Annotated in this window: 20 protein-coding genes, 2 rRNA genes and 1 pseudogene; 15 read left to right on the forward strand and 8 right to left on the reverse strand. The window is 71.4% G+C overall.

Annotated features, from left to right (window positions below; translation table 11 throughout):
- The 4 genes and pseudogenes from ACGFR7_RS36775 to ACGFR7_RS36790 form a co-directional block, all read left to right on the forward strand.
- Positions 1–74: ribosomal RNA gene (locus ACGFR7_RS36775) — 23S ribosomal RNA — on the forward strand; the annotation flags it as partial.
- A gap of 116 nt (positions 75–190) precedes the next feature.
- A 5S ribosomal RNA gene (rrf, locus tag ACGFR7_RS36780) occupies positions 191–307 on the forward strand.
- A gap of 524 nt (positions 308–831) precedes the next feature.
- A pseudogene (locus ACGFR7_RS36785) lies at positions 832–1,614 on the forward strand (hypothetical protein); the annotation flags it as partial.
- A gap of 90 nt (positions 1,615–1,704) precedes the next feature.
- The gene (locus ACGFR7_RS36790) at positions 1,705–2,496 is read left to right on the forward strand and encodes a hypothetical protein (protein WP_393328287.1); all 792 of its coding nucleotides are present in this window, start codon (positions 1,705–1,707) and stop codon (positions 2,494–2,496) included.
- Positions 2,497–2,583: 87 nt separating this feature from the next.
- On the opposite strand, the gene ACGFR7_RS36795 is transcribed toward ACGFR7_RS36790, so the two are convergent.
- The 5 genes from ACGFR7_RS36795 to ACGFR7_RS36815 form a co-directional block, all read right to left on the reverse strand.
- Positions 2,584–4,389 (reverse strand): IucA/IucC family protein, encoded by a 1,806-nt coding sequence (locus tag ACGFR7_RS36795; RefSeq protein ID WP_393328252.1) that lies wholly within the window; start codon positions 4,387–4,389, stop codon positions 2,584–2,586.
- Positions 4,386–4,955 (reverse strand): GNAT family N-acetyltransferase, encoded by a 570-nt coding sequence (locus tag ACGFR7_RS36800; RefSeq protein WP_393328254.1) that lies wholly within the window; start codon positions 4,953–4,955, stop codon positions 4,386–4,388. Before ACGFR7_RS36800 ends, ACGFR7_RS36795 begins: the two co-directional genes overlap by 4 nt.
- Positions 4,952–6,271 (reverse strand): lysine N(6)-hydroxylase/L-ornithine N(5)-oxygenase family protein, encoded by a 1,320-nt coding sequence (locus tag ACGFR7_RS36805; protein ID WP_393328257.1) that lies wholly within the window; start codon positions 6,269–6,271, stop codon positions 4,952–4,954. The genes ACGFR7_RS36800 and ACGFR7_RS36805 overlap by 4 nt, the downstream gene beginning before the upstream one ends.
- A 36-nt stretch (positions 6,272–6,307) precedes the next feature.
- Positions 6,308–7,879 (reverse strand): pyridoxal phosphate-dependent decarboxylase family protein, encoded by a 1,572-nt coding sequence (locus tag ACGFR7_RS36810; RefSeq protein WP_393328259.1) that lies wholly within the window; start codon positions 7,877–7,879, stop codon positions 6,308–6,310.
- A gap of 160 nt (positions 7,880–8,039) precedes the next feature.
- Positions 8,040–9,305 carry a DUF1015 family protein gene (locus ACGFR7_RS36815; protein WP_393328261.1) on the reverse strand — a complete coding sequence of 422 codons (1,266 nt, stop codon included), beginning with the start codon at positions 9,303–9,305 and terminating at the stop codon, positions 8,040–8,042.
- A gap of 175 nt (positions 9,306–9,480) precedes the next feature.
- On the opposite strand from ACGFR7_RS36815, the gene ACGFR7_RS36820 reads away from it, so the two are divergent.
- Positions 9,481–10,506 carry an HAD-IIA family hydrolase gene (locus tag ACGFR7_RS36820; RefSeq protein ID WP_393328263.1) on the forward strand — a complete coding sequence of 342 codons (1,026 nt, stop codon included), beginning with the start codon at positions 9,481–9,483 and terminating at the stop codon, positions 10,504–10,506.
- Positions 10,507–10,627: 121 nt separating this feature from the next.
- Here ACGFR7_RS36820 and ACGFR7_RS36825 read toward each other — a convergent pair whose 3' ends face one another.
- The gene (locus ACGFR7_RS36825) at positions 10,628–11,530 is read right to left on the reverse strand and encodes a siderophore-interacting protein (protein ID WP_393328265.1); all 903 of its coding nucleotides are present in this window, start codon (positions 11,528–11,530) and stop codon (positions 10,628–10,630) included.
- Positions 11,531–11,676: 146 nt separating this feature from the next.
- A complete protein-coding gene (locus tag ACGFR7_RS36830) occupies positions 11,677–12,705 on the reverse strand; it encodes an ABC transporter substrate-binding protein (protein WP_393328268.1) in 1,029 nt (342 codons plus the stop codon).
- A gap of 64 nt (positions 12,706–12,769) precedes the next feature.
- On the opposite strand from ACGFR7_RS36830, the gene ACGFR7_RS36835 reads away from it, so the two are divergent.
- From ACGFR7_RS36835 to ACGFR7_RS36845, 3 genes are all read left to right on the forward strand, one after another.
- Positions 12,770–13,819, forward strand: a complete 1,050-nt coding sequence (locus ACGFR7_RS36835; protein WP_393328270.1) for a FecCD family ABC transporter permease — start codon at positions 12,770–12,772, stop codon at positions 13,817–13,819.
- Positions 13,820–13,956: 137 nt separating this feature from the next.
- Entirely contained in the window at positions 13,957–15,015 is a 1,059-nt protein-coding gene (locus ACGFR7_RS36840) for a FecCD family ABC transporter permease (RefSeq protein WP_393328290.1), read from the forward strand.
- A gap of 67 nt (positions 15,016–15,082) precedes the next feature.
- Positions 15,083–16,060 (forward strand): ABC transporter ATP-binding protein, encoded by a 978-nt coding sequence (locus ACGFR7_RS36845; RefSeq protein ID WP_393328271.1) that lies wholly within the window; start codon positions 15,083–15,085, stop codon positions 16,058–16,060.
- On the opposite strand, the gene ACGFR7_RS36850 is transcribed toward ACGFR7_RS36845, so the two are convergent.
- Positions 16,044–16,391: an SCP2 sterol-binding domain-containing protein gene (locus ACGFR7_RS36850; RefSeq protein ID WP_393328273.1), complete on the reverse strand. Its 348-nt coding sequence runs from the start codon at positions 16,389–16,391 to the stop codon at positions 16,044–16,046. The two genes, ACGFR7_RS36845 and ACGFR7_RS36850, sit on opposite strands and share 17 nt — an antisense overlap.
- A gap of 74 nt (positions 16,392–16,465) precedes the next feature.
- Here ACGFR7_RS36850 and ACGFR7_RS36855 point away from each other — a divergent pair, with 74 nt between their 5' ends.
- From ACGFR7_RS36855 to ACGFR7_RS36885, 7 genes are all read left to right on the forward strand, one after another.
- Positions 16,466–16,840, forward strand: a complete 375-nt coding sequence (locus tag ACGFR7_RS36855) for a hypothetical protein (RefSeq protein WP_393328275.1) — start codon at positions 16,466–16,468, stop codon at positions 16,838–16,840.
- A 7-nt stretch (positions 16,841–16,847) separates the two neighbouring features.
- Positions 16,848–17,663 carry a TlyA family RNA methyltransferase gene (locus ACGFR7_RS36860; protein ID WP_393328277.1) on the forward strand — a complete coding sequence of 272 codons (816 nt, stop codon included), beginning with the start codon at positions 16,848–16,850 and terminating at the stop codon, positions 17,661–17,663.
- Positions 17,660–18,601, forward strand: a complete 942-nt coding sequence (locus ACGFR7_RS36865) for an NAD kinase (RefSeq protein ID WP_328388002.1) — start codon at positions 17,660–17,662, stop codon at positions 18,599–18,601. The genes ACGFR7_RS36860 and ACGFR7_RS36865 overlap by 4 nt, the downstream gene beginning before the upstream one ends.
- A 279-nt stretch (positions 18,602–18,880) precedes the next feature.
- On the forward strand, positions 18,881–19,618 hold the full coding sequence (locus ACGFR7_RS36870; protein WP_393328279.1) for a class I SAM-dependent methyltransferase: 738 nt from the start codon (positions 18,881–18,883) through the stop codon (positions 19,616–19,618).
- Positions 19,619–19,947: 329 nt separating this feature from the next.
- The gene (gene recN, locus ACGFR7_RS36875; protein ID WP_393328292.1) at positions 19,948–21,675 is read left to right on the forward strand and encodes a DNA repair protein RecN; all 1,728 of its coding nucleotides are present in this window, start codon (positions 19,948–19,950) and stop codon (positions 21,673–21,675) included.
- 458 nt (positions 21,676–22,133) lie between these two features.
- Positions 22,134–24,230: a bifunctional polysaccharide deacetylase/glycosyltransferase family 2 protein gene (locus tag ACGFR7_RS36880; protein ID WP_393328282.1), complete on the forward strand. Its 2,097-nt coding sequence runs from the start codon at positions 22,134–22,136 to the stop codon at positions 24,228–24,230.
- 160 nt (positions 24,231–24,390) lie between these two features.
- Positions 24,391–25,584, forward strand: coding sequence for an LCP family protein (locus tag ACGFR7_RS36885; protein WP_393328284.1), 1,194 nt, complete (start codon positions 24,391–24,393; stop codon positions 25,582–25,584).
- The last annotated feature ends 104 nt before the right edge of the window (positions 25,585–25,688 follow it).

The raw sequence follows: 25,688 nt of genomic DNA on the forward strand, positions 1-25,688 counted from the left end.
GGTTGATAGGCCAGATATGGAAGCCCGGTAACGGGTGGAGTTGACTGGTACTAATAGGCCGAGGGCTTGTCCTCAGTTGCTCGCGTCCACTGTGTGGTTCCCGGGTTGCGAACAGTCGCAATCGCTGGTTGAACCAAGTTTCACTTCAATTAACTGAAGAGTGTGCTTGTTCGCTAGAACCCGATAGGGTTTCGGTGGTCATAGCGTTAGGGAAACGCCCGGTTACATTCCGAACCCGGAAGCTAAGCCTTTCCGCGCCGATGGTACTGCAGGGGGGACCCTGTGGGAGAGTAGGACGCCGCCGAACAATCTTTCAGGACCCTTGGTCCCAGCGTTCACGCTGGGACCAAGGGTCCTTTTTGTTTTTATGCCGAAGCGCGCCGAACTCATCGGTGCGTGAGAATGAATGCAGTACCGAAGACAGGAGTCACGTCGATGCCCACCAACTCTTCCGACGATCGTTCGGAGCGCCGGCCGCAGCGGCGCGACGACGGTGACCGCGGTGGTTTCCGGCGTGACGACCGGGGGCCGCGTCGTGACAACGACCGCGGTGGTCGACCGGCGGCCGGCGGCGGTGGCGGTTATGCGGGGCGGGACAACCGCGGTGGGGACCGTGGTGGTTTCCGTCGTGACGACCGTCCGTCCGATGGTGACCGCGGCGGCTTCCGTGGGGGAGACCGCCGTGACGACCGGCCGCGTGGGCCGCGTCGCGATGATGAGCGCGGTGGTGGATTCCGGCGGGACGACCGGGGTGGAGACCGCCCTGGGTTCCGTCGTGATGATCGTCCGTCGGGTGGTGACCGTGGCGGGTTCCGCGGTGGCGACCGGCGGGACGACCGCGGCGGTGACCGTGGTGGGTTCCGCGGTGCCGACCGTCGTGACGACCGGGGTGGCGAGCGCGGTGGCGAGCGCGGCGGCTTCCGTAGGGACGACCGGCGTGATGACCGTGGTGGGTTCCGTCGTGATGATCGTCCGTCGGGTGGTGACCGGGGTGGGTACCGCGGTGGTGACCGGCGTGATGACCGGGGTGGGGACCGCCCTGGGTTCCGTCGTGATGATCGTCCGTTGGGTGGTGACCGGGGTGGCTTCCGCGGTGGTGACCGGCGCGATGACCGCGGTGGGGACCGTGGCGGCTTCCGTCGTGATGACCGTCCGTCGGGTGGTGACCGGGGTGGGGACCGTGGTGGGTTCCGTCGTGATGACCGTCCGTCCGGCGGTGACCGTGGTGGGTTCCGCGGTGGTGACCGGCGGGACGACCGTGGTGGGTTCCGTCGTGACGACCGTCCGTCGGGTGGTGACCGGGGTGGCTTCCGCGGTGGTGACCGGCGCGATGACCGCGGTGGTGACCGTGGTGGGTTCCGTCGTGATGACCGTCCGTCGGGTGGTGACCGAGGCGGGTTCCGCAGGGATGACCGGCGTGACGATCGGGGCGGGGACCGTGGTGGGTTCCGTCGTGATGACCGTCCGTCGGGTGGTGACCGAGGCGGGTTCCGCAGGGACGATCGTCCGTCGGGTGGTGACCGGGGTGGGTACCGCGGTGGCGACCGGCGGGATGACCGTGGGCCGCGGCGGGACGACCGTGGTGGGTTCCGCAGGGACGATGAGCGTGGGCGTCGGCCGTACGGCGCGGGGCGTGGGCGGGATGACCGCCGGGACGACCGGCGCGATGACCGGCGTGACCGGGACCGGGAGCCGATCAAGCGGCTGCCGATTCCGGAGGATGTCACCGGTGACGAGATCGACAAGGATGTGCGTCAGGAGCTGCTGAGCCTGCCGAAGACGCTCGCCGACGACGTCGCCAAGAACCTGGTGATGGTGGCGAAGCTGCTGGACGAGGACCCGGAGAAGGCGTACGGGTACTCGCGGGTGGCGCTGCGGCTGGCGTCCAGGGTTCCGGCCGTGCGTGAGGCCGCGGGCTTCGCGGCGTACGCGGTCGGTAAGTACAGCGAGGCGCTGGCGGAGTTCCGGGCGGCGCGGCGGATGACCGGCAGCGTGGAGCTGTGGCCCGTCATGGCGGACTGTGAGCGCGGTCTGGGGCGGCCGGAGAAGGCGATGGCCATGGCCGGTGAGCCCGAGGTCCAGAAGCTGGACCGGGCCGGACAGGTCGAGATGCGGCTGGTCGCGGCGGGTGCCCGGCGGGACATGGGGCAGGCGGACGCCGCAGTGGTGACGCTGCAGAGCCCGGAGCTGGCGTCGAGCGCGGTGCACCCGTGGACGGCGCGGCTGCGGTACGCGTACGCGGATGCGCTGCTGGCGGTCGGGCGTGAGGACGAGGCGCGCGACTGGTTCGCCAGGGCGCTGGAGGCCGACCAGGGCGGCACGACGGATGCCTCGGACCGGCTCGCCGAGCTGGACGGGGTGGAGTTCACCGATGCGCTGGAGGCGGCCGACGAGATGGACGAGGCCGACGAGAGCACTGGTGCACGGGACGCCGATGGTGACGCTGCACGCGAGGGTGATGGTGCACGGGACGATGAGGGGCCGGCGAAGGGCTGAGCCGGCTGGTCGGTTCCTGAGGAGCTGAGATGAGGAGAAGGGCGGGTCCCCCTGAGGGGGCCCGCCCTTCTGCTGGTGCGGTGCGGGTCAGGGGGTTGGTGCGTAGGGGGCGAGGGGGTTGCGGAGGGTGCCGATCAGCTGGAGGGCGCCGGCGGGATCCTGGAGGTCGACCATCTGCTGGTTGTTGCGCAGCTGGAGGCGGTTGAGGCAGGAGAGGGCGAACTCGTCGGTGAACATGTCGTACTGCCGGAACTTGTCGGCCAGGTGGGGGGCGGTGGCCTGGTAGTCCGTGACGCATGCGGCGACCGTGCGCCAGAAGGTGTCCTCGTCGAGGATGCCGCGGTCGGCGAGGGTGCCGCTCAGGAAGCGGAAGAAGCAGTCGAAGACGTCGGTGAAGACGGAGAGGAGCTTTTTGTCCTCGGGGACGTCGGCGCGGATGCGTTCGACGGCCGGGGGCAGGACCGCGTGCGGGTCCATGACGGCGATCTCTTCCGCGATGTCCTTGAAGATCACGCGGTCCACGGCGCCGTCCTCGATGACCAGGATGGCGTTCTCGCCGTGCGGCATGAAGACCAGGTCGTAGGCGTAGAAGGCGTGCAGTACGGGGGTGAGGTACGCGTCGAGGTAGCGGCGGAGCCAGACGGCGGGCTCCAGGCCGGACTCCTCGATCAGGGCTGCGGCGAACGAGCCGCCCTCGTCGTCGAGGTGCAGCAACGAGGCCATGGTGGCCAGCCGTTGGCCCGGTTCGACGGTGGGTACCGGGCTCTCGCGCCACAGGGCGGCGAGCATTTTCAGATACGGGGAGCCCTTGGCGGTGGCGGCCTCGTACTGGCGGTGGTGGTAGCCGATGGCGGCGCGCTCGCGGATGATCGAGAAGCCGGCGGCCCGGAAGGTGTCATCGGCGGCGATCAGGCGGGCCAGCCAGTCGTTGATGGCCGGAGTGGCTTCCATGTAGGAGGCGGACAGGCCGCGCATGAAGCCCATGTTGAGGACGGAGAGGGCCGTTTTGACGTAGTGCTTGGCGGGGCTGGTGGTGTTGAAGAAGGTGCGGATGGACTGCTGGGCGAGGTAGTCGTCGTCGCCGGGGCCCAGGCACACCAGGCGCTGCTGGGCGACCTCGGCGGCGAAGGTGACGGAGAGCTTGTTCCACCACTGCCAGGGGTGGGTGGGGAAGAAGAAGTAGTCGTCGGGGTCGAGGCCGAGGCCCGTGAGGGTGGTGGTGAAGCGGGTGCGGGTGGTGTCGTCGAGTTCGTCGCGTATGAGGGTGTCGTAGTCGAGGCCGGCACCGGCGGTGAAGGTGGCGTGGTCGCGGTGGGCGGCGAGCCAGATCAGCCGGAGGGGGCTCGCGGTCTCCGGGGCGTAGGCGTGGTACTCGTGGATGCCGAAGCCGAGGCGGCCGTTGTTGGCGACGAAGCAGGGGTGGCCCTCGGTCATGCCGGTCTCGATGGCCTGGAACGGCGATTTCGCGAGCTCGGCGGCGCTGGGCAGGCCGGCGGCCAGTTTGTGGGCGGTGCCGGACAGGGTGGAGCTGATCTCCTCCAGATAGACCGGCAGGATGTCCTCGCCGAGGCCCAGGGCGTCGCGCAGTTCGATGAAGAACTCCAGTGCGTCCAGGGGGAGTCCGGTGTCACCGCGGTGGCGGGTGATGCTGCCGGCGTCGACCTGCCAGTGATCCAGCGCCTGCAGGCGGGCGGCGAAGCGGTAGGCGGTGGTGCCGTCGTCGCTGCGTACGGTGTAGTGGTCGTCCTGCGGCAGGCGCTGGGGGGTGAGCAGCCGCTCATGGGCGAACTCGGCGAGCCCCTTGCGGATCAGCAGGCGGTTGGCGCGGGCCCACAGCGCGGGGGTGAGGTGGGCGACGGCGTCCTGGGCGGTCGGCCCGCTGCCGGCGGTCATCGGTGGTCTCCTCGGGTGGCCAGGAACTGTTCGCGGGTGCAGGTGCTGAGGCAGGCGTCTTTGGAGGGGAGCGAGACGGTGCGCTGGATCTCGAAGCCGACGGCCTTGTTGAGGGCGTGGACGGCGGTGTTGCCGGCGTCGGGTTCGACGACCACCCGGCGGGTGGCCGGGTCGGCGAAGAGCATCTCCATGACGGTGGTGATGACGGCCCGGGTGAAGCCGTGCACGGGGGTGTCGGTGGGGGCCGACAGGAAGTGCATGCCGACGTCGCCGGGTGCGGCGGCGTGGATGCCGACCAGCTCCCGGTGGGCGGGGTCGTAGCGCTCCATCAGGAAGGCCGGGGTGCCGTTGTGCAGGCCGAGGAAGGCGGCGTGGAAGGGGTCGGCGGCTATGCGCAGGAACTCCTTCTCGACCGCGGCGAGGTCGCACTCCTGCATCAGCCAGAACACGGCCTTGGGGTGGGTGACCCAGCCGTGCAGCAGCTCGGCGTCGGTGGACGGGTCGACCGGGCGCACGGAGAACTCCCCCAGTGCGGGGTCGGTACGGGTGAAGAGCGGAGCGCTCATGCCGGGGCCTCCATGAGGTGGTGCGGGCCGGCCGGGGCGGCGAATTCCTGGAAGGCGATGGCCTTTTCGACGGGGTAGTACTCGCGGCCGAGCAGTTCGCGGATGATGCAGGCGTTGCGGTACGCGGCCATGCCGAGGTCGGGGGTGACGAAGCCATGGGTGTGCAGCTCGGCGTTCTGCACGTAGATGCCGTGGCCGGTGGTGTCGATGCTGTAGTTGCGCGCCACGTCGTAGCGGCCGGCGTCGTCCCAGGCGATCCGGTCGTGGACGGGGGCGAGGAAGTCCGGTACGCGGTAGCGGTAGCCGGTGGCGAGGATCAGGCCCTGGGTGCCGAGGGTGAAGTCGGCGCCCTGTTCCTCCTGGCGCAGGCCGAGGGTGTAGGTGCCGCTCGCCTCGTCGTAACCGGCTTGGTGCAGCGCGGTGTTGGTGAGCAGCCGGGTGGGGACGGGGCCGGCCAGGTTCTTCCGGTAGAGCAGGTCGAAGATGTCGTTGATCAGGGCCGGGTCGATGCCCTTGTAGAGGTGTTTCTGGGTGGCGTTGAGGTGGTCGCGGGTGGCCGGCGGGAGGGCATGGAAGTAGTCCACGTACTCCGGTGAGGTCATCTCCAGCGTGAGCTTGGTGTATTCGAGGGGGAAGAAGCGCGGGGAGCGGGTGGCCCAGGTCAGGTGGTAGCCGTGGCTGTCGATGTCCTGGAGGAGGTCGTAGTAGATCTCGGCGGCGCTCTGGCCGCTGCCGATGAGGGTGATGCTCTCCTTGGCCTGGAGGGCGGGCTTGGCGTCCAGGTAGCCGGCGTTGTGCAGCAGGTCGCCGCCCAGGCCCTGGCAGGCGTCGGGGAGGTAGGGCGGGGTGCCGGTGCCCAGGACGAGCTTGCGGGCGCGGTGGGTGGTGCGCTCGCCGGTGGGCAGGTGCTCGGCGTGGACGACGTACAGCTCGGCGCCCTGGTCGTACTCGACGCGGGTGACCCGGTGGGCGAAGCGGACGTTGTCCAGTTTGCCGGCCGCCCAGCGGCAGTAGTCGTTGAACTCGGCGCGCAGCGGATAGAAGCTCTCGCGGATGTAGAACGGGTACAGGCGCCCCGATTCCTTGAGGTAGTTCAGGAACGAGAAGGGCGAGGTGGGGTCGGCGAGGGTGACCAGGTCGGCCAGGAACGGCACCTGGAGGTGGCTGCCGTCCAGCATCATGCCGGGGTGCCAGTCGAAGGACGGCTTGTCGTCCAGGAACAGGCCGTCGAGTCCGTCGATCGGCTCGGTCAAAGCGGCCAGGCCCAGGTTGAACGGGCCGAGGCCGATGGCGATGAAGTCGTAAGGGGCGGACACGAGGTCTCCGATGGGGGAGGTCTGCGGTGGGGCGGGTCAGCGCACGCTGAGCGCCGGGCGGGGCTGCCCGGCGAGGAAGGTGCCCGCGTGTTCGGCGATCAGGTCGAGGACGGTGGCGATGTCCTCCACCGTGGTCTCCGGGTTGAGCAGCGTGAACTTGAGGTGGTGGCGGCCGTCGACGACGGTGCCCGCGATGATCGCGTCACCGGAGGCGGCCAGGGCCTCGCGGGCATGCAGATTGACCCGGTCGCCGAGTTCGGGGTCCTGGTCGGTGCCGGGGACGTAGCGGAAGACCAGGGTGCTCAGCTGGGGCTCGACGACGACGGAGAACCGGGGGTCGTCGTGGAGGAGTTTCCAGGCCTCCGCGGCGCGGTCGATGACGTCGTCGAAGAGCTCCCCGACGGCGTGGGCGCCCATGATGCGCAGGGTGAGCCAGAGCTTGAGGGCGTCGAAGCGGCGGGTCGTCTGGATCGACTTGTCGACCTGGTTGGGGATGCGCGCTTCCGCCATCCGGCGCGGATTGAGGTAGTCCGCGTGGTAGGTGACGTGCCGCAGCGTGGCGCGGTCGCGGACCAGGACGGCGCTCGAACTGACCGGCTGGAAGAAGGACTTGTGGTAGTCGACGGTCACCGAGTCCGCGAGTTCGATGCCGGACAGCAATGCGCGGCGGCCGGAGACCAGCAGACCGCAGCCGTAGGCGGCGTCGACATGCATCCAGACGCCGTAACCGGCGCACAGGCCGGCGATCTCGGGGAGCGGGTCGATGGAGCCGAAGTCGGTGGTGCCGGCGGTGGCCACGACGGCCATGGGTATCAGGCCGTCGCGGTGGCAGCGCGCCAGTTCCGCGGCCAGGCTGTCGGTGCGCATCCGCTTGTGCTCGTCGGTGGGGACGGTGATGACGGCCTCCGCTCCCATGCCCAGCAGGGTGGCCGACTTGCGGATGCTGAAGTGGCTGCACTCGGACGTGAGGATCCGCAGCCGGGGCAGGACGTCCGTGCGGCGGGCGGCTGGGGGCCCCTCCTGCCCGAACGGAGTGGAGAGCTTGGGGGACGGTGCGCCGTCAGCGGTCAGCGCGCGGCGGCAGGCCTCGTCACGGGCGAGCAGCATGGCCTGGAGATTGGACTGGCTGCCGCCGCTGGTGAAGATCCCGTCGGCCGCTTCGCCCAGGCCGATCCGCTCGACCGTCCAGTCGATGAGCCGGCGCTCGATGAGGGTGCCGCCGGCGCTCTGGTCCCAGGTGTCCAGGGAGGAGTTGACGGCGGAGAGCACGGCCTCGCCGACGAGGGCGGGAATCACCACGGGGCAGTTGAGGTGCGCCAGGTAGCGCGGGTGGTGGAAGTAGACGGCGTCGCGGAGGTAGACCTCTTCGAGCTCGTCGAGCGCGGCGGCCGCGTCGTGCAGCGGTGCGTCGAGGTCGACGCCCATGACGGCGGGGGTGAGCTCGTCGGCGGTGATGCCGGTGAACGGGCGGGTGGTGCCCGCGATTTTGGCGCCGATCCGTGTGACGCTCTCGGTGACCGCGCTGCGGTAGCGCTGGGCCGTCTTCGCGTTGAGCAGGTATGTCCGGCTGTCGGCCGGGTCCTCGGCGGGGCGCGCGAGGAGATCCATGAAGGTGTCCTCCCTGGTGCGGACTTGACCACGTCCAGCGCAGGCTGAGGTGCGCGCAAGGGCAGGGAGACCCACCCGTGTGACGTGGTTAGGTAAGGCTAACCTAATTTCACCTCGGGAGGGGTGAGGGGTGCCGTGGAGGGGCGGCGCCGTGGAAGGTTCAGTTCCGGTGGTCCTCCAGGACGCGCAGGACCAGACCCGTGGCGGGCTTGGGGCCGAACGAGGTGGACTTCCGCGGCATCGTCACACCGTGCTCCGCGAGCTGACGGACCGTCTCCTCGGAGGTGGCGCGCATCAGGACCGCGGTGCCGCCGTGCCGGGCGGCCTGTTCGACGGCGGCCGCGGAGTGATGCAGATAGCTGATGTCCGACGGGTGGTCGGGGATGTGCCAGACCTCGTCCAGCAGGACGGAGTGCAGCACCGTGGCGTCCAGCTGCCGCCAGGCCTCGGGCCGGTCCCGGCGGATCGTACGGTCCAGCAGGGAGGGGTCGGGACGGTCCAGGAGGTGGAAGGAGTCCGGCCCGCCGGCGAGGACGAAGGCGGTGCCGGGCGTCTCCTCCAGGGCCTCCAGGGCGGCGGACAGCTCGCCCGGCAGGGTACGGGCCCGGAAGGCGCCGGTTAGATCCGCCAGCGCCTTGGCGGGCGGCAGATGCGGCAGCACGCGGTGGATCGCGCGGACCTGGAGCGGGTAGCGGGCGGTGTCCACCAGCAGCACCAGGCCGGATGCCCAGGGCGAGGCGGCGGTGGCGCCGGGCTGCTGCTCGTACAGCCGCTGGTAGGTCGCCCAGCGGTGGTGGCCGTCGGCGATCAGCGCCTGCCGGCAGGCGAGATCGTCGTCGACGGCGGTGAGGTCGACGGGGTCGGTGACCGCCCACAGGCGGTGCGCGAAGCCGTCCTCGGTGGTGGTGGCCAGCAGCGGGTCGCGCTCCACCGTGCGCTCGATGACCGCGGCGGCGCCGGTCGCGGTGCCCTGGCTGCGATAGGAGAGCAGCAACGGCTCGAAATTGGCGGCCGCCGCGCGCATCAGGGCGGCCCGGTCCTCGACCACCTCCGGGATGACGCCCTCGTGCGGCAGCACCGGGCCGTCCAGGCCCAGCGCCCCGATCAGCCCGCGCTGCAGCACCTCGCCGGAGCGCTGCTCGTAGACGTAGAGCGCGGGCTCGGCGTCCTGCCTCAGCACGCCCTCGGCGCGCCAGCGGCGCAGGGTGTCGGCGGCCTGGCGGTGGCGGGTGGTGGGGTCCGCGGCGTGCGGCAGGATCAGCCGGACGATGTTGTACGGATCGGCGGTCTCCAAGTGGCGCACGCCATCCGGCCGCACCACCACGTCGTACGGCGGGGACATCACAGCGGTCAGGCTGCTGACCCGGTCGCGGTCGTATCGCAGCCCGCGGAACGGGAGGAGGCGGAGGCCGTCGGTACTGGTCATTGAAGAATGCTATGCCGCCGGGCCGATGAGGGAAGATCGGGGGACGGCCCGTGCGTGGCTGGAAATATCGGTATGCGCGAGGGGGGAAACGGTGTATCAGGCGGCGCGGCGAGCGCGCGCCCGATGCCCCGGCGGATCTCCTCGTGCGGTGTGTGGGAGCGAGGAGCGAGACGGCATGAACGAGCAGATTCGCAGGCGGCCCGACGGGTGCCGGCGCCCGCTGAGCGAGGCGTACGACACGGCGCTGCTGGATCTGGACGGCGTCGTCTACGCCGGCGGGCAGGCCATCGTCCATGCCGTGGAGTCGCTGACGCGCGCACGGGACGGCGGGATGCACCTCGCCTATGTGACGAATAATGCCGCGCGGACCCCGCAGGCCGTTGCCGGCCAGTTGTCCGGTTTCGGGCTGCCGACCGGCCCGGAGGATGTGATCACGTCGGCGCAGGCGGTGGCGCGGCTGATCTCCGAGCAGGTGCCGGCGGGCGCGCGGGTGCTGGCCGTCGGTGGCGAGGGGCTGTGGGTGGCGCTGCGCGAGCGCGGTCTCGAACCGGTCCGCTCCGCCGACGACGACCCGGCGGCGGTGGTGCAGGGCTTTGACCCCACCCTGGACTGGGAGCGGCTGGCGGAGGCCGCGTACGCGGTGCAGCGCGGGGTGCCGTGGTTCGCGTCCAACACGGATCTGACGATCCCCAAGGAGCGGGGGATCGCCCCCGGCAACGGTGCGTTGGTGGAGGTGGTGCGGATCGCCGCGGGCGGCTCGCCGCAGGTGGCGGGCAAGCCGCAGCCGCCGATGCACCGGGAGACGGTGCTGCGCACCGGTGCGCGGCGGCCGTTGGTGATCGGCGACCGGCTCGACACCGACATCGAGGGCGCCTCCCGCGGCGAGGTCGACTCGCTGCTGGTGCTCACCGGCGTCACCACCCCCGCCGGGTTGCTGGCCGCCCCGCCGCGGCACCGTCCCGCATACGTGGCCGAGGATCTGCGCGGGCTGCTGGCACCGCAGCCGGAGGTGACCGCGGACGACGGCGGGTTTCGGTGCGGCGGCTGGCGGGCCGAGGCGGCCGGTGACGCGCTGGCCGTGACGGGCGAGGGGACGCCGCTGGACGGGCTGCGGGCGCTGTGCGCGGCGGCCTGGACGGCTGCCGGGGAGGGCAGTTGCGGGGCGGACGCGGGGAAGGCGCTGGGGCGGATCGGGAGGTGAGGCGGGGCCTTAAGCCTTGCGGCCCGGGCCTTCGCCTCCCACTCCTGGCGGGTTCGCCGGTCCTCGCCGCCGGTTCCCGTCGTCAGCCCTCGCCGTCAGTTCCCGCCGTCAGTCCTCGCCGTCAGTTCTCCTCGGCCGCTGTCGTCGCCGCCGCGGCCGCGGCGGTCAGCTCCGCGATCAGATCCTCCTCGGTGGCGCCGCGACGCCAGTAGCCGGTGAACTTCACCGCCCTGCGGTCGATGCCGCGCTCGCGGACGAGGTGCCTGCGCACCGCCTTGACGGTCCCGGCCTCGCCGGCGATCCAGGCGTACGGGGTGCCCTCGGGCAGCTCGGCGGCGCGCAGCGCGTCGAGCACCGGCCCGCCGCGCGCGGCGGTCGCCTCGTCCCGGACGAGCCAGCGGATGCCGGCATCGGCAAAGGTCGGAAGCCGCTGCCGGTCGTCCTCGTGCGCGATCTCGATCCAGACCTCCGCCCGGGTGCCGGGGGAGAGCCAGGACAGGATGCCGACGATCGCGGGCAGTGCCGTCTCGTCGCCGGTGAGCAGAATCCAGTCGGTGCCGGCCGGTGGCCGGAAGTCGACGCCGCCGTTGTCCTCGACGGCCGGGGCGAGGACGGTCAGCCGGTCGCCGGGCCGGGCACGGGCGGCCCAGCGGGAGGCGGGGCCGCCCGCCGTGGCCGCGGTGTCAGGCCCGGCGCCGTGCAACGCGAAGTCGACGTCGAACTCCGCCGGATCGTGGCGCTGTTCGCGGATCGTGTACGAGCGCATCACCGCACGCTCGGCCGGATCCTGTGCCCGCCAGGCGGTGTACCAGCCGTCGCCGGTGTCGTCGAAGACCGGCCGGTCCTGATGGGGCTGCGGGAGGAAGAGCTTGAAGCGCTGGTCGCGACCGCCGGAGGACAGTTCCGCGAGCCGTTCGCCGCCGAAGGTGACCCGCACCATGGAGGGGCTCAGCCGCCTGGACCGGACGACGTGCACATCGAAGAAGCGGAACGGTGCGGTGGACGGGGCAACGGTCGTGGTCATACGGGAACCTCCCGGAACGGTGGTGGGGGCGGGTGAGGCCGCGGCGGGGCGTGCCTGGCCAGGCGCCGCGAGGCGGAGGCGACGTGGAAGACCGGCCCGCCGGAGGGCGGCTCCGGCCGGCGGGCGCCGAGCGCCGCGGCCGCGGGTCAGTTGGCCTTCTTGGCCCCCTCGATCGCCTTGGCGAGCGATTCGATGAGCGGCGCGGCGCCCGCGTAGGAGAAGCGCGGCTCGCTCGACCAGGGCGTGATCTGGCCGGCCTTGACGGCGGGCAGCTTGGACCAGGAGGGCTTGGCGGCCAGGTCCTTGGGCTGGAGGGTCGCCGTCCGGTTGTCCAGCAGGAGCACGTCGGCCTGGTACTTGTCGGCGTTCTCCCAGCTCAGGCTCTCGAAGTAGCCGCCCTTGTCCAGGTGGTCGGGGACGATCAGGTCCACGCCGAGGGACTTGTAGTACATGAGGTCGGCGTTGATGCGGGGGTTGGAGGCGTAGAAGAGGTCGGGGCTGCCGGAGCAGGCGAGCACCTTGACCGGGTGCGACTTGGCGGCCTTGCGCAGCGCCTCGGAGGCCTTCTCGAAGCGGGCCTTGGCGTCGGTGACCTTCTTGGCCTTCAGGTCGGCGCCGAGCGACCCGGCCAGCTCGGCACAGCGCTCGATGATCTTGATGAGCGGGACGCGGGAGGAGGTGAGGGCGACGGACTCGGCGAGCTTGAGGATCTTGTCCTTGCTGTCGTCCGGCACGAACCACAGCGCGTCCGGCTCGTACATGTTGGTGACCAGCAGATCGGGGCGCAGCGCCGCGTACTTCTCGACGTTGAACTGGTGGTAGGCGTTGCCGATGATGGTGACCTTGTCGACGTCCAGGTCACCGGCCTGCGGGTCGGCCTTGCCGTTCTTGAGCTTGGTGGGGCCGAAGACGCCGACGATCTGGTCGTCGATCCCGAAGTCGTGCAGGGCGGCCGCGGTGCCGGTGAACGCGACGATGCGCTGGGGGGTGTTCTTCAGCGAGACTTTCTGCTGACGGTCGTCGGTGAACGACCACGGGCCCGTCTTGGCGCCGCTGTTGGTGCCGCCCGAGTCCTTGTCCCCGCCGCATGCGGCGAGCAGGGCGCCGATGCCGAGGGCGCCGCCCGCGGCCAGGATGCCGCGACGGGACGGGGTGACGCTGCGGGAGGTCCTCATGATGACTGTGCTTCTCTCTGGAAGGGGCAGCTGATCAACATTAGGGTAGGCTAACCTAACTATCGTGTTGGTTGACAGTCCCCCCGAAGCAGCAGCGGCCCCGGCCCCCGTGACCCCCAGGAGACGGCATCTCGCGCGCTCCGCAGGGCTGGTGGCCTCCCTTGCCGTGCTGGCCGTGACCGCCGTTCTCGGTATCGCCGTCGGCGCGAAACAGATCCCCCTCGACCAGGTGTGGCACGGGGTGTTCCACTACTCCGGCTCCGACACCGACGTGGTCATCCGCGACGTCCGCTTTCCCCGCACCCTGCTCGGCCTGATCACCGGGGCCGCGCTCGGCCTGGCCGGCACGGTCATGCAGGCGCTGACCCGCAATCCCCTGGCGGACCCGGGACTTCTCGGCATCAACGCCGGCGCCTCGGCCGCGGTCGTCTCCGCCATCAGCTTCTTCGGCGTCACCTCGCTGACCGGCTATGTGTGGTTCGCGTTCGCCGGCGCCGCGGTGGTCTCCGTCGCGGTGTACGTCCTCGGCGGCACCCGCAGCGCCACACCCGTACGGCTCGCCCTCGCCGGCACCGCGCTGACCGCCGTCCTCGTCGGCTACATCAACGCCGTCAATCTGGTGGACACCGCGGCCCTGGACAAGATGCGCTTCTGGACGGTGGGTTCGCTGGCCTCGGCCACCTTGCCGACGGTCGTCCGGATCGCGCCATTTCTCGCCGTGGGGGGTGTCCTCGCGCTGCTGCTCGCCCGGCCACTGAACGCCCTTGCGCTCGGCGACGACCAGGCGCGGGCGCTGGGCGCCCGGCTGACCCGCACCCGGGTACTGGCGATGCTCGCGGTCACCCTGCTGTGCGGCGGGGCGACCGCCGCCTGCGGCCCGATCGTCTATGTGGGCCTGATGGTTCCGCATGTCGTACGGGCCATCACCGGGCCCGACATGCGCTGGATCCTGCCGTACTCCGCGGTGCTCTCGCCGGTCCTGCTGCTCGGCGCCGATGTGCTCGGCAGGGTCGTGGCGCGGCCCGGTGAGCTGCAGGTCGGCATCGTCACGGCCGTCGTCGGCGGCCCGGTCTTCATCCATCTCGTACGGCGTCGGAGGATGGCCCAGCTGTGAGCGCGAGTGTGCGGCCCGGGAAGGGCACCGAGGAGAACATCGAGCAGCGCGACGGGGAGAACGCCGGGCCGAGCGACGGGGCGGCGGCGGAGGCCGGTGCCGCGCGCGGCAGGGCGGGGACGGGCCGGCGGGTCACGGTGGTGCGGACCAGGGGCGGGCTTTCGGTGCGCCTGGACGTGCCCGCGGTGGTGGCCGGGCTGGTGCTGATGGCCGTCGCGCTGGCGGCGGCCATCGCCCTGATCGGCTCCGGCGACTACCCGATGACCCCGGCCGAGGTGATCGCCACCCTGACCGGCGGCGGCGATGCCGGCCAGGAGTTCATCGTGCAGGACCTGCGGCTGCCGCGGGTGCTGGTGGGGCTGCTGGTCGGCGCCGCGTTCGGGATCGCCGGGGCGGTCTTCCAGACCGTGTCGCGCAATCCGCTGGGCAGCCCGGACGTCCTGGGTTTCGCCCAGGGATCGTCCGTCGGCGCACTGGTCGCCATCGTCTACTTCCAGGCCGGGACCTTCGCGGTCGCCGCCGGAGCGGTCGTCGGCGGCGTGATCACCGGCGCCGCCATCTTCCTGCTCGCCTGGAAGCGCGGTATCCACGGCTACCGCTTCGTGCTCGTCGGCATCGGAGCCGGCGCGATGCTCTACGCGATGGTGCTCTACCTCCTGACCAAGGCGAACATCGTCGACGCGACCCGGGCCACCACGTGGATGACCGGTTCCCTCAGCGGCCGTGACTGGGACCAGCTGTGGCCGCTGGCCGCCGTCTGCGTCGTCCTCGTCCCGCTGCTGCTGTTCCACGGGCGTCCGCTGCGCATGCTGGAGATGGGCGATGACGCCGCGAGCGCCCTGGGGGTACGGGTCGAGCGGGTTCGTATCGTCGCGCTGCTGGCGGCGGTCGTGCTCGTCGCCGCCGCCACCGCGGCGGCCGGGCCGATCTCCTTCGTGGCGCTGACCGCTCCCCAGCTGGCCCGGCGGCTGTCCCTCCCGCGCTTCCTCAAGGGCGCGGGGAGAGGCGCACCCCTGCCCGGCCCCCACCTGCTGCTGTCCGCCCTCATGGGTGCCGTGCTGCTGGTCGCCGCGGACTGGGCCGCCCAGCGGCTCTTCGGCGCCGACCAGCTGCCGGTGGGCGTGCTGACCGGTGTCCTCGGCGGTGGCTATCTGTTGTGGCTGCTGGCCACCGAGCGCAGGGCGGGACGGATATGAGACGGCGGGCGCGACGGACGGACGCGCCGGGCAACAGCACAGATACGACAACCTCAGGAGTTCCGAAGTGAGCCGTCTCACGGCCGAGCAGGTCACCCTCGCCTACGACCAGCGGGTGATCGCCGAGAACCTCTCGGTGGCCATCCCCGACCACTCCTTCACGGTTATCGTCGGCCCGAATGCCTGCGGCAAGTCCACGCTGCTCCGCGCGCTCTCGCGGATGCTCAAGCCGGCCTCGGGATCGGTGCTGCTGGACGGCTCCGCGATTTCCTCCCTGCCGGCCAAGAAGGTCGCCAGGACGCTGGGACTGCTGCCGCAGTCCTCGATCGCCCCCGACGGGATCACCGTGGCCGACCTGGTGGCGCGCGGCCGCTATCCGCACCAGGGGCTGCTGCGGCAGTGGTCGGCCGAGGACGCGCGGATCGTCCAGGAGTCGATGGCGGCCACCGGGATCGGCGAGCTGGCCGACCGCTATGTCGACGAGCTGTCCGGCGGGCAGCGGCAGCGGGTGTGGATCGCGATGGCGCTCGCCCAGCAGACGCCGTTGTTCCTGCTCGACGAGCCGACGACGTACCTGGACATCCAGCACCAGATCGAGGTCCTGGACCTGTGCGCCGAGCTGCACGAGGAGCAGGGGCGGACGCTGGTCGCGGTGCTGCACGACCTCAACCACGCGGCCCGTTACGCGACTCATCTGATCGCCATGAAGGACGGCGCGGTCCTCGCCGAGGGCGCGCCGGGCGACATCGTCACGGCGGAACTGGTGGAACGGGTCTTCGGGCTCAGCTGCCAGATCATCGAGGACCCGGAGAGCGGCACCCCCCTGGTCGTCCCGGCCGCGCGCAAGCCCCGTAACGGCAAAAGCGGAGCGGGCCGGGGCCCGGCGCGGAAGCCGCGCACCGGGCAGGACGGAGTCCGGGCCGACGGAGCTGCTGCGACGGGCGGGGCTCCGGCCGCCGGGAGCACGGCAGAGGGGAGCACGGCAGAGGGGAGCCCGGCCGCCGGGAGCACGAAGGGCGAGACGGCGACTACAGCAGCGTCCTGAGGCGCAGCAGGTCGCGCAGGCCGGCCTCCAGCTTGACGCGACCGCTGCCCCAGGCCTTGGCGAAATTCAGCTTTCCGTCCACCAGGGCGACCAGATCGTCGCCGGCCATGGACAGGCGGATCTCGGCCTTGCGCGGAGGCGGGCCGGAAACATGGGTCACCTCCTGGATGGAGCCGTCGGACAGCCGCCCGAGGAAGGTCACATCGAGGTCCGTGATGCGGCAGCTGAGCGAACGGTCGAACGCGGCCGCGCGCCGGACGCTGCCATCCGCCGAGGACAGATTCTGGGCCAGCCGGTCGAGAGCGGCGCGGCACTGGTCGAGGGTTGCCATCGTGAGCGACGATACGCCAGGTCGGGGACGGCTCGTTCGTCCTTGTCAGCCTCCGCCAAGGTAGCGTCGGGGGCATGGAAGAGCCGATGTCCGGCCCGGAGCCGGGGGCGCCCGTGGAAGCCGCGCCGGCGGAGCCCGTGCCGTCCGGGGAACAGCAGGAGGGCAACGCGGTCGCGAGCGCCGCGGGAGCCGCGCCGGCCGGTGATGTCCAGCCGCAGCCGCAGCCGCAGCCGGTCGGGGTGGGGACGACCCCGACCGGAGAGGCCGCGGTCGACACCACGCTGCGCCGTCTCGCCGATGCCGACCACCTCCCGGCGAGCGGACACCTGCAGGTGTACGAGGATGTGCATCGTGGGCTGCGCGATGTGCTGGCCGGTCTCGACCAGCACCCCGGGCCGCCCGCCCCTTCCCCGACGACGCACGACAAGACGCACGACAACAGGAGCTGAACCACAGGTGGCAGGAGTGGCACGACGCCGACTCGATGCGGAGCTGGTGCGCCGCAAGCTGGCCCGTTCCCGCGAGCACGCGAGCCAGCTGATCGCCGCGGGCCGGGTGACCGTGGGCGGGGCGACCGCAACCAAGGCGGCCACTCAGGTGGAGACCAGCGCGGCCGTGGTCGTACGCGAGGACGAGAGCGATCCGGACTATGTCTCGCGCGGCGGGCACAAGCTTGCCGGAGCCCTCGCCGCCTTCGTACCCCTCGGCCTGAAGGTCGAGGGCCGGCGGGCGCTGGACGCGGGCGCCTCGACCGGCGGCTTCACCGATGTCCTGCTGCGGGCCGGTGCCGGCCATGTCGTGGCCGTCGACGTCGGATACGGACAGCTCGCCTGGTCGCTGCAGAGCGATGAGCGGGTCACCGTGAAGGACCGCACCAACGTACGCGAGCTGACCCTCGAACAGATCGACTCCCGGCCCGTCGATCTCGTCGTCGGCGACCTCTCGTTCATTCCGCTGGGGCTCGTCCTGCCCGCGCTGGCCCGTTGTGCGGCGCCCGACGCCGACCTGGTGCTGATGGTCAAGCCGCAGTTCGAGGTCGGCAAGGAGCGGCTGGGCAGCGGCGGGGTGGTGCGCAGCGCGGAGCTGCGCGCCGACGCGGTACGGGCGGTCGCGCAGCGTGCCGCGGAACTGGAATTTGGCGTACTTGGCGTAACTGCGAGCCCGCTGCCCGGACCTTCGGGGAATGTCGAGTACTTTCTGTGGCTCCGCGCCGGGGCGCCTGCACTCGACCCGGCGGACGTCGACCGTGCAGTGGCGGAGGGGCCTCGTTGACCACTACCCAGGCAGTTGAAGGCAGCGCAGCACACGGGAACACCGGAGCCGGGCGGACGGTCTTCCTGCTCGCCCACACCGGCCGCCCCGCGGCCATCCGCAGCGCCGAGCTCGTCGTCCAGGGGCTGCTGCGCTGCGGCATCGGAGTGCGGGTGCTGGCGGAGGAGGCCGCGGACCTGCCGCTGCCGCCGTCGGTCGAGCGCGTCGAGTCGGAGCAGTGCGCGGCCGAGGGCTGCGAACTGCTGGTGGTCCTGGGCGGGGACGGCACGCTGCTGCGTGGTGCGGACTTCTCCAGGACGTCCGGTGTCCCGATGCTCGGCGTCAACCTCGGCCGGGTGGGCTTCCTCGCGGAGGCCGAACGCGATGACCTCGACAAGGTCGTCGACCGGGTCGTCACCCGGGCGTACGAGGTCGAGGAGCGGATGACGCTCGACGTCCTCGTCCGCAACAACGGCAGTGTCGTCTACACCGATTGGGCCCTGAACGAGGCGTCGGTGGAGAAGGCCGCCCGGGAGCGGATGCTGGAGGTCGTGACCGAGGTCGACGGCCGGCCCGTCTCGCGCTTCGGCGGCGACGGGGTGGTCTGTGCGACGCCGACCGGCTCCACCGCTTATGCCTTCTCGGCCGGCGGCCCGGTGGTCTGGCCCGAGGTCGAGGCCTTGCTGATGGTTCCGATCAGCGCTCACGCCCTGTTCGCCAAGCCGCTGGTCACCTCGCCGCGCTCCGTCCTGGCGGTCGAGGTACAGCCCAAGACCCCGCACGGCGTCCTGTGGTGCGACGGCCGCCGCAGCATCGAACTCCCGGCCGGCGCCCGGGTCGAGGTCCGCCGCGGCGCCGTGCCCGTACGCCTGGCCCGTCTGCATCATGCCTCCTTCACGGATCGTCTGGTCGCCAAGTTCGCCCTCCCGGTGGCGGGGTGGCGGGGAGCACCGCACTAGGAACTGCCCGGCGGGCGCGGGGACGTGCGGACGCTGAGAAACAGGGGCCGGCGCGGTGGGGAATGCCCTCGTGCCGCCCCTCGCCGGGGACGTGGGCGGCGCTTCGCCCCGGCCGTGAGGGGGCAACCTTCGCGCTCCCGCCCGCACCGCTCACGCGGTCCGTCACGGCATCCGGGCACACCTCTGGACCCGGGCGCGCGGTGACATCCGCTCCTATCATCTGAGGAAGGGGAAGACGGGGCGGACGGGGAGGGGCAGGGGATGGCGAAGGGGGAGCGGATGGACCGGTACATGCGCAGTACGGAGGACGTACTCAAGCTTCTGGACGGCCTGTTCGCGCCGGATGCCGACCGCTGGACGGCCGAAGGTGCCGCTTGGTGGGACGACTTCTACGCGGACCGCTCCAAGCCGGTGCCGTTCTTCGTGGCGAAGCCCGACGAGAACCTGGTCTCCTACCTCGAACGCGGACTGATCGGCCCGGGGCGCGCCCTCGACCTCGGGTGCGGCCCGGGCCGCAACGCACTGCACCTCGCCGCCGCGGGCTACGCGGTGGACGCCGTCGACCTCTCGCCGGCGGCCATCGCCTGGGCCGAGGACCGTGCCCACGACGCGGGGGCCGGCGTCAGGTTCCTGTGCGGTGACGCCTTCGCCCTGGCGGACACCGCACTGACCGGCCCGTACGACCTGATCTACGACTCCGGCTGCTTCCACCATCTGCCGCCGCACCGCCGCATCAGCTACCTCGCCCTCCTCGACCGGGCCCTGGCACCCGGCGGGCATCTCGCCCTCACCTGTTTCGCGGCGGGCGGGATGGGTTCCGAACTCGGTGACACCGACTTCTACCGCCAGGCCCGCCTCCACGGCGGTCTCGCCTACACCGCGGAGTCCCTGCGTTGGATCTTCTCCGGTCTGTCGGAGGTGGAGATGCGCCGCATGCACGACGAGGGACCGGAGTCCGCGTGCTTCGGCGAACCTTTCCTGTGGACGGCCCTGCTGCGCCGCCCGGTCGCGGCGTGAACGGCACCGGGCAACGGGCGCCCGGCACCGGGCAACGGGCGCCCGGCACCGGAGATCCGGCACCGGGCAGTCCCTCATGGAGGCGAATGCGGGCCTCGTGTCAGTGAATGCGGGACGCCGGCCACGCCGCGCCGCATGCGTCGCCGCACCCGTCATGAGCGCACCTTTCGTTCCGGTCTGTGACCATCCCGGCGGCGGAGCGTGAGTGCACACCAGGAGGAATTCCTCCGCTTTGGGACGAGGTTTTCCGTGGTGGCGGTGGCAGGAGTGAGGGGAGGCCGTCGCGGGTCGCCCCCGGACCTCGTAAGGTCGTATCCGTGTTGGAGGAGATGCGGATCCGGTCCCTGGGTGTCATTGACGACGCCGTTGTCGAGCTGTCCCCGGGCTTCACGGCGGTGACCGGCGAGACGGGCGCGGGCAAGACCATGGTCGTCACCAGCCTCGGGCTGCTGCTCGGCGGGCGCGCCGACCCCGCGCTGGTGCGGCTCGGCGCCAAGTCGGCGGTCGTGGAGGGCAGGATCGGCGTCGGCCCCCGGGCTCCCGCTGCCGTACGGGCGGAGGAGGCCGGCGCAGAGCTCGATGACGGGGCGCTGCTGATCAGCCGCACGCTCTCCGCGGAGGGCCGTTCGCGCGCCCATGTGGGCGGCCGCTCCGTACCGGTCGGGCTGCTGGCGGAGTTGGCCGACGACCTGGTCGCCGTGCACGGCCAGACCGACCAGCAGGGGCTGCTGCGGCCGGCCCGCCAACGCCAGGCGCTGGACCGCTACGCCGGGGACACGGTCGCCGTTCCGCTCGCCAAGTACACCGCCGCCCACCGCCGGCTGCGCGGCGTCGCCGCCGAGCTGGACGAGCTGACGACGCAGGCCCGTGAACGTTCGCAGGAGGCCGACCTGCTGCGCTTCGGCCTCGACGAGATCGCGGAGGCCGAGCCGCAGCCCGGCGAGGACACCGACCTCGCCGCCGAGGCCGAGCGGCTCGGTCACGCCGAGGCACTGGCCTCCGCGGCGACCGCCGCGCACGCCGCGCTGGCCGGCAATCCCGAGGACCCCGAGGGCATCGACGCCACGACCCTGGTCGCCGGCGCCCACCGTGCGCTGGAGGCCGTACGCAGCCACGACCAGGAGCTTTCCGCGCTCGCCGAGCGGCTCGGTGAGATCGGCATCCTGATGGCGGACGTGGCGGGCGAGTTGGCCAGTTACGCGGACGGCCTGGACGCCGACCCCTTGCGGCTCGCCGCGGTCGAGGAGCGTCGCGCCGCCCTGAACCATCTGACCCGCAAGTACGGCCAGGACATCGCAGCCGTGCTGGCCTGGTCCGAGGAGAGTGCCGCCCGGCTCGCCGAACTGGACGGCGACGACGACCGGATCGGTGAGCTGGCCGCCGAGCGGGACGCCTTGCGCGCAGAACTGGGCGAACTGGCGCAAATGTTGACGGATGCCCGCACGGTGTCGGCGAAGCGTTTCGCGGATGCGGTCACCGCCGAGCTCGCCGAACTCGCGATGCCGCACGCCCGGGTGACCGTCGAGATCCGCCAGACCGAGGTCGCCGAGGACGCCGACGGCATCGAGGTCGGCGGCCGCACCGTCGCCTATGGGCCGGCCGGTGCCGACGAGGTCGAGCTGCTGCTGGCCCCGCACCCGGGCGCACCGCCCCGGCCGATCGCCAAGGGGGCCTCCGGCGGTGAGCTCTCCCGGGTGATGCTCGCCGTCGAGGTGGTCTTCGCCGGCTCGGACCCCGTACCGACCTACCTCTTCGACGAGGTCGATGCGGGGGTCGGCGGCAAGGCGGCCGTCGAGGTCGGCAGGCGGCTGGCCAGGCTCGCGAAGTCGGCACAGGTCGTCGTCGTCACGCACCTCCCGCAGGTCGCGGCCTTCGCGGACCGCCAGCTGCTCGTGGCGAAGACGAACGACGGGTCGGTCACCAGGAGCGGCGTCACGGTCCTGGAGGGCGAGGAGCGGGTCCGCGAGCTCTCCCGGATGCTGGCCGGCCAGGAGGACTCCGAAACGGCCCGCGCGCACGCCGAGGAACTGCTGGAGACGGCGCGCACGGGGAACTAGGGAGAGGCGCCCCCTCGATAGGGCCTGTCTTTGGCCGAAGGCCGATGGCGGCCGGTGAGCCGACGGCGGCCGGTGAGCCGACGGCGGGCCCGCGGAGTGGCATCGCTCACGGCGTGCCCGCCACGACGTCCGCCGCCCGCGCTCTCCCCGCCGCCGTTTGCGCTGGTGGGACACGCTCTGCGGCGGGCCGGACACTGATGATCTTTGCGGCGGACGCCCCTTCGCTCATGAGTACACTCGCCCACCATGTGCGAGCCCAGACGGTATGCAAAACGGCACAAGATGCGCGCCGGCCGACCGTGCGCCGCCGCTTCCGGCGGGCGCGCGGGGGCTGCGCGGAACCTGCTCGCTACCGTCACGCCTGCCCCGTACCGAAGCTCCGCCGTCCGTAGCCGCACCCCATCTGCCCAGGCCTCCGGCACCCCGTCGGCGCCGGTCTGCGGCCCCCCGGGGGCTGTGTGAGACGCCGCGCGAACCGAGGCCGGCACCGGCAGTCCCGCGATCCGCGCGGTCACTGGCTGCTGCTGCTCCTGATCCTCCCGGTGATGTTCGGTGCCCTGCTCTTCGAGGGCTGGACGACCCACGAGGTCGATGCCGCGAAGACGCGCAAGGACTGCACCAGCCCCGTGCCCAGGTCCGTCGACAAGGGCGGCCCCGTGCTCCGGTTCCACGACGGCAAGGCGGCCTCGTCCGCGGTGCCGGCCCGTACGGTGGCGCTCACCTATGACGGCGGGCCCGACCCCGTATGGACACCCCGGCTGCTCGACCTGCTGCGCAAGTACCACGCCCATGCCACGTTCTTCCTCCGCGGCGCGCAGGCGGCCCAGCACCCGGACCTGGTGCGGCGGATCCGGGCCGAAGGCCATGAGATCGGCTCGAACACCTACACCGGTGCCGCGATGGGCGCCTCCTCGCCGCTGCGCGCCTCGCTGGAGCAGTCGCTCACGCAGAAGGTGCTGGCGGGCAGCGCGGGCATCCACACCAAACTGCTGCGGCTGCCGCAGACCACTGCGGTGGACACCATGTGCGGCGCCGAATGGAAGGCCGCCCGGAAGGCCGGCGCGGAGGGGTACACCCTGGTCGCCGCCGACCGGTGGTTCCGCAATCCGTCGCAGGGCGTGATCCGGCAATTCGGTCAGAACGATCTCGCGTACCTGGGCACCAAGGAGCTGCTCGACAATCCAAAGGCCGCCAAGTTCACCACCGTGACGGCGGGCGTCGGGCAGCCCTCGCCCGACGAGCCGGCCTCCGGTGCCGAGCGCTGGTCGGGCACGGCCCTGATCTGGGCGAAGGCGCTGGGGCACGCCTTCATCAGCGCGATGGCCTGGGTGCTCGCCGTTGCGGGCGGGCTGGGGCTGCTGCGGCTGGCGATGCTGGTGTTCTTCGCCCGTACCCATGTCCGGCGGCTGACCCGTATTCGCCCCGGATCGACCTGGCTGCGGGAGGTCACCGACCCGGTGACGGTGCTGGTCCCCGCGTACAACGAAGAGGCGGGCATCGAGTCCACCGTCCGTTCGCTGCTCGCCTCGACCCACCGGCAGCTGCAGGTGATCGTGATCGACGACGGTTCGTCGGACGGTACGGCGGACATCGCGGCCCGGATCGGCGATCCGCGGGTGCGGGTGATCCGCCAGGCCAATGCGGGCAAGGCGGCCGCCCTCAATACCGGGCTGGCCCATGCGCGGTACGAGATCGTGGTCATGGTCGACGCCGACACCGTCTTCGAACCGGACGCCATCCACCACCTCATCCAGCCGCTCGCGCACCCGGCGGTGGGTGCGGTCAGCGGCAACACCAAGGTCGGCAACCGCCGCCGCCTGCTGGGCAGGTGGCAGCACCTGGAGTACGTCTTCGGGTTCAACCTCGACCGGCGGATGTTCGAGGTGCTGGAGTGCATGCCGACCGTCCCCGGCGCCATCGGGGCCTTCCGCAGGGACGCACTGATGGGCGTCGGCGGGGTCAGCGAGGACACCCTCGCCGAGGACACCGACCTGACGATGGCCCTGTGGCAGGCGGGCTGGCGGGTGCTGTACGAGGAGTCCGCGATCGCCTGGACCGAGGTGCCCACCTCGCTGCGGCAGCTGTGGCGGCAGCGCTACCGCTGGTGCTACGGCACGATCCAGGCCATGTGGAAGCACCGCGGGGTCGTCGTCCAGGCGGGGCCGGCCGGGCGCTCCGGCCGCCGCGGACTGAGCTATCTCGTCCTGTTCCAGGTCGCCCTGCCGCTGTTCGCCCCAGTTGTCGACATCTTCGCGCTGTACGGGATGCTCTTCCTCGGCCCCTGGCAGTCGGCCGGCGTCTGGTGCGGCTTCCTGCTCGTGCAACTGCTCTGCGCCGGATATGCGCTGCGACTGGACGGGGAGAAGCTGCGGTCACTGTGGGCGATGCCGTTCCAGCTCTTCGTCTACCGGCAGCTGATGTATCTGGTGGTCATCCAGTCCGTGGTGGCCTTCCTGCTCGGCACCCGCCTGAAGTGGCACCGGATGCACCGCTCGGGGACGGCCGCGCAGCAGATCGGGCAGCCGGTGGCGCACCGGAGGCTGTCGTCGAGGTGATCCCGGTCCCCCGTGCACCCCGGCTTCCGCATGCAGACCTCACGCGCGCAAATGTCTCATCACGTACAAAGTCCGCTTTCTCCCCTCCGTGTGCCTTTCCTGTGGTGCGGAATGGCGGAATATTTGGTGAAGAGCACGTGAGCATGCAGACTGTCCGCCCATGAGTGACTGGCTGGACGGGGTCCCCGGCGCCAACCGTGACGGTGGTGCGGGGAAGCCGGTGCATCCCGTCACCGGACAGGTACGGCAGCACCACGCCCCGTATCCGCCGCAGCCGGTCATCGAGCCACGGCTGCCCGGCCCGTACGGCGGGCGCGGTGGGCCCGTGCGCAGGAGCACCCGGCCCGCGCCCACCCGCCCCACCTGGCGCCGCCGGGTCCTGCGGCTCTCGGGCCTCCTGATCGCCGTGGCCCTGCTCACCTCCGTCGGCACCTACACATGGGCCGAAACCAAGCTCGAACGCGACGTCGACCTCGGCAAGCTCGCCGGCCGGCCGGCGCCGGGCAAGGGTGCCAACTATCTGATCGTGGGCTCCGACAGCCGCCAGGGTCTGTCCGGAAAGCAGCTCAAGGACCTGCACACCGGCGGCTCGGCGGCCGCGGGCCGCCGCACCGACTCGATGATCCTGCTGCACACCGGCGCCCACGGCACCACCATGATGAGCCTGCCCCGCGACTCCTGGGTGACCATCCCGCCCTACACCCGCCCCGAGACGGGCAAGCATTACGCCGCGTCGAAGGACAAGCTGAACGCCGCGTTCTCCCGTGGCGGCCCCGAACTGCTCGTACGGACCATCGAGCACAACACGGGCCTGCAGATCGGGCATTACACGGAGATCGGCTTCGCGGGTTTCGTCGGCATCGTGGACGCGGTCGGCGGAGTGCCGATGTGTCTGGACAAGGCCGTCAAGGACGAGAAGTCCGGCGAAAACCTCACCAAGGGCTGCCATACGCTCGACGGCCGCGCCGCGCTCGCGTTCGTCCGCCAGCGCCACCAGGAAGCTCAGGGCGACCTCGGCCGCAGCCGGAACCAGCAGAAGTTCCTGGCCGCGCTCTCCCACAAGGCGGCCACCCCCGGCACCCTGCTCAACCCGTCCAAGATCTACCCCACCATGAACGCGGGCCTCGGCACGCTCATCGTCGACAAGAGCATGAGCCTGTGGAACCTCACCTCGCTCTTCGAAGCGATGAAGAGCGTTTCGGCCGGCAACGGCGCCCGCGTCCGTGTCCCCGTCTCCGGCCTCGGCTTCAAGACCCCGAAGGGCAGCGCGGTGAAGTGGGACATACCGCGTGCGAAGAAGCTCTTCGCGGAACTGCACGACGATCAGCCGGTGACGGCCGGGGCGAAGGGCTAGGGGCGCCTTCCCCGTTATCTTTTTCGCGGTCCTGCAATGGGGCCGCTGGCCTCCGGGCCCGGTATGACTGTTGCCCCCTGTCGAAGGCATGACCTGGGGGGTGG

The organism is Streptomyces sp. NPDC048516 (assembly GCF_043199875.1).
Lineage (GTDB): Bacteria > Actinomycetota > Actinomycetes > Streptomycetales > Streptomycetaceae > Streptomyces.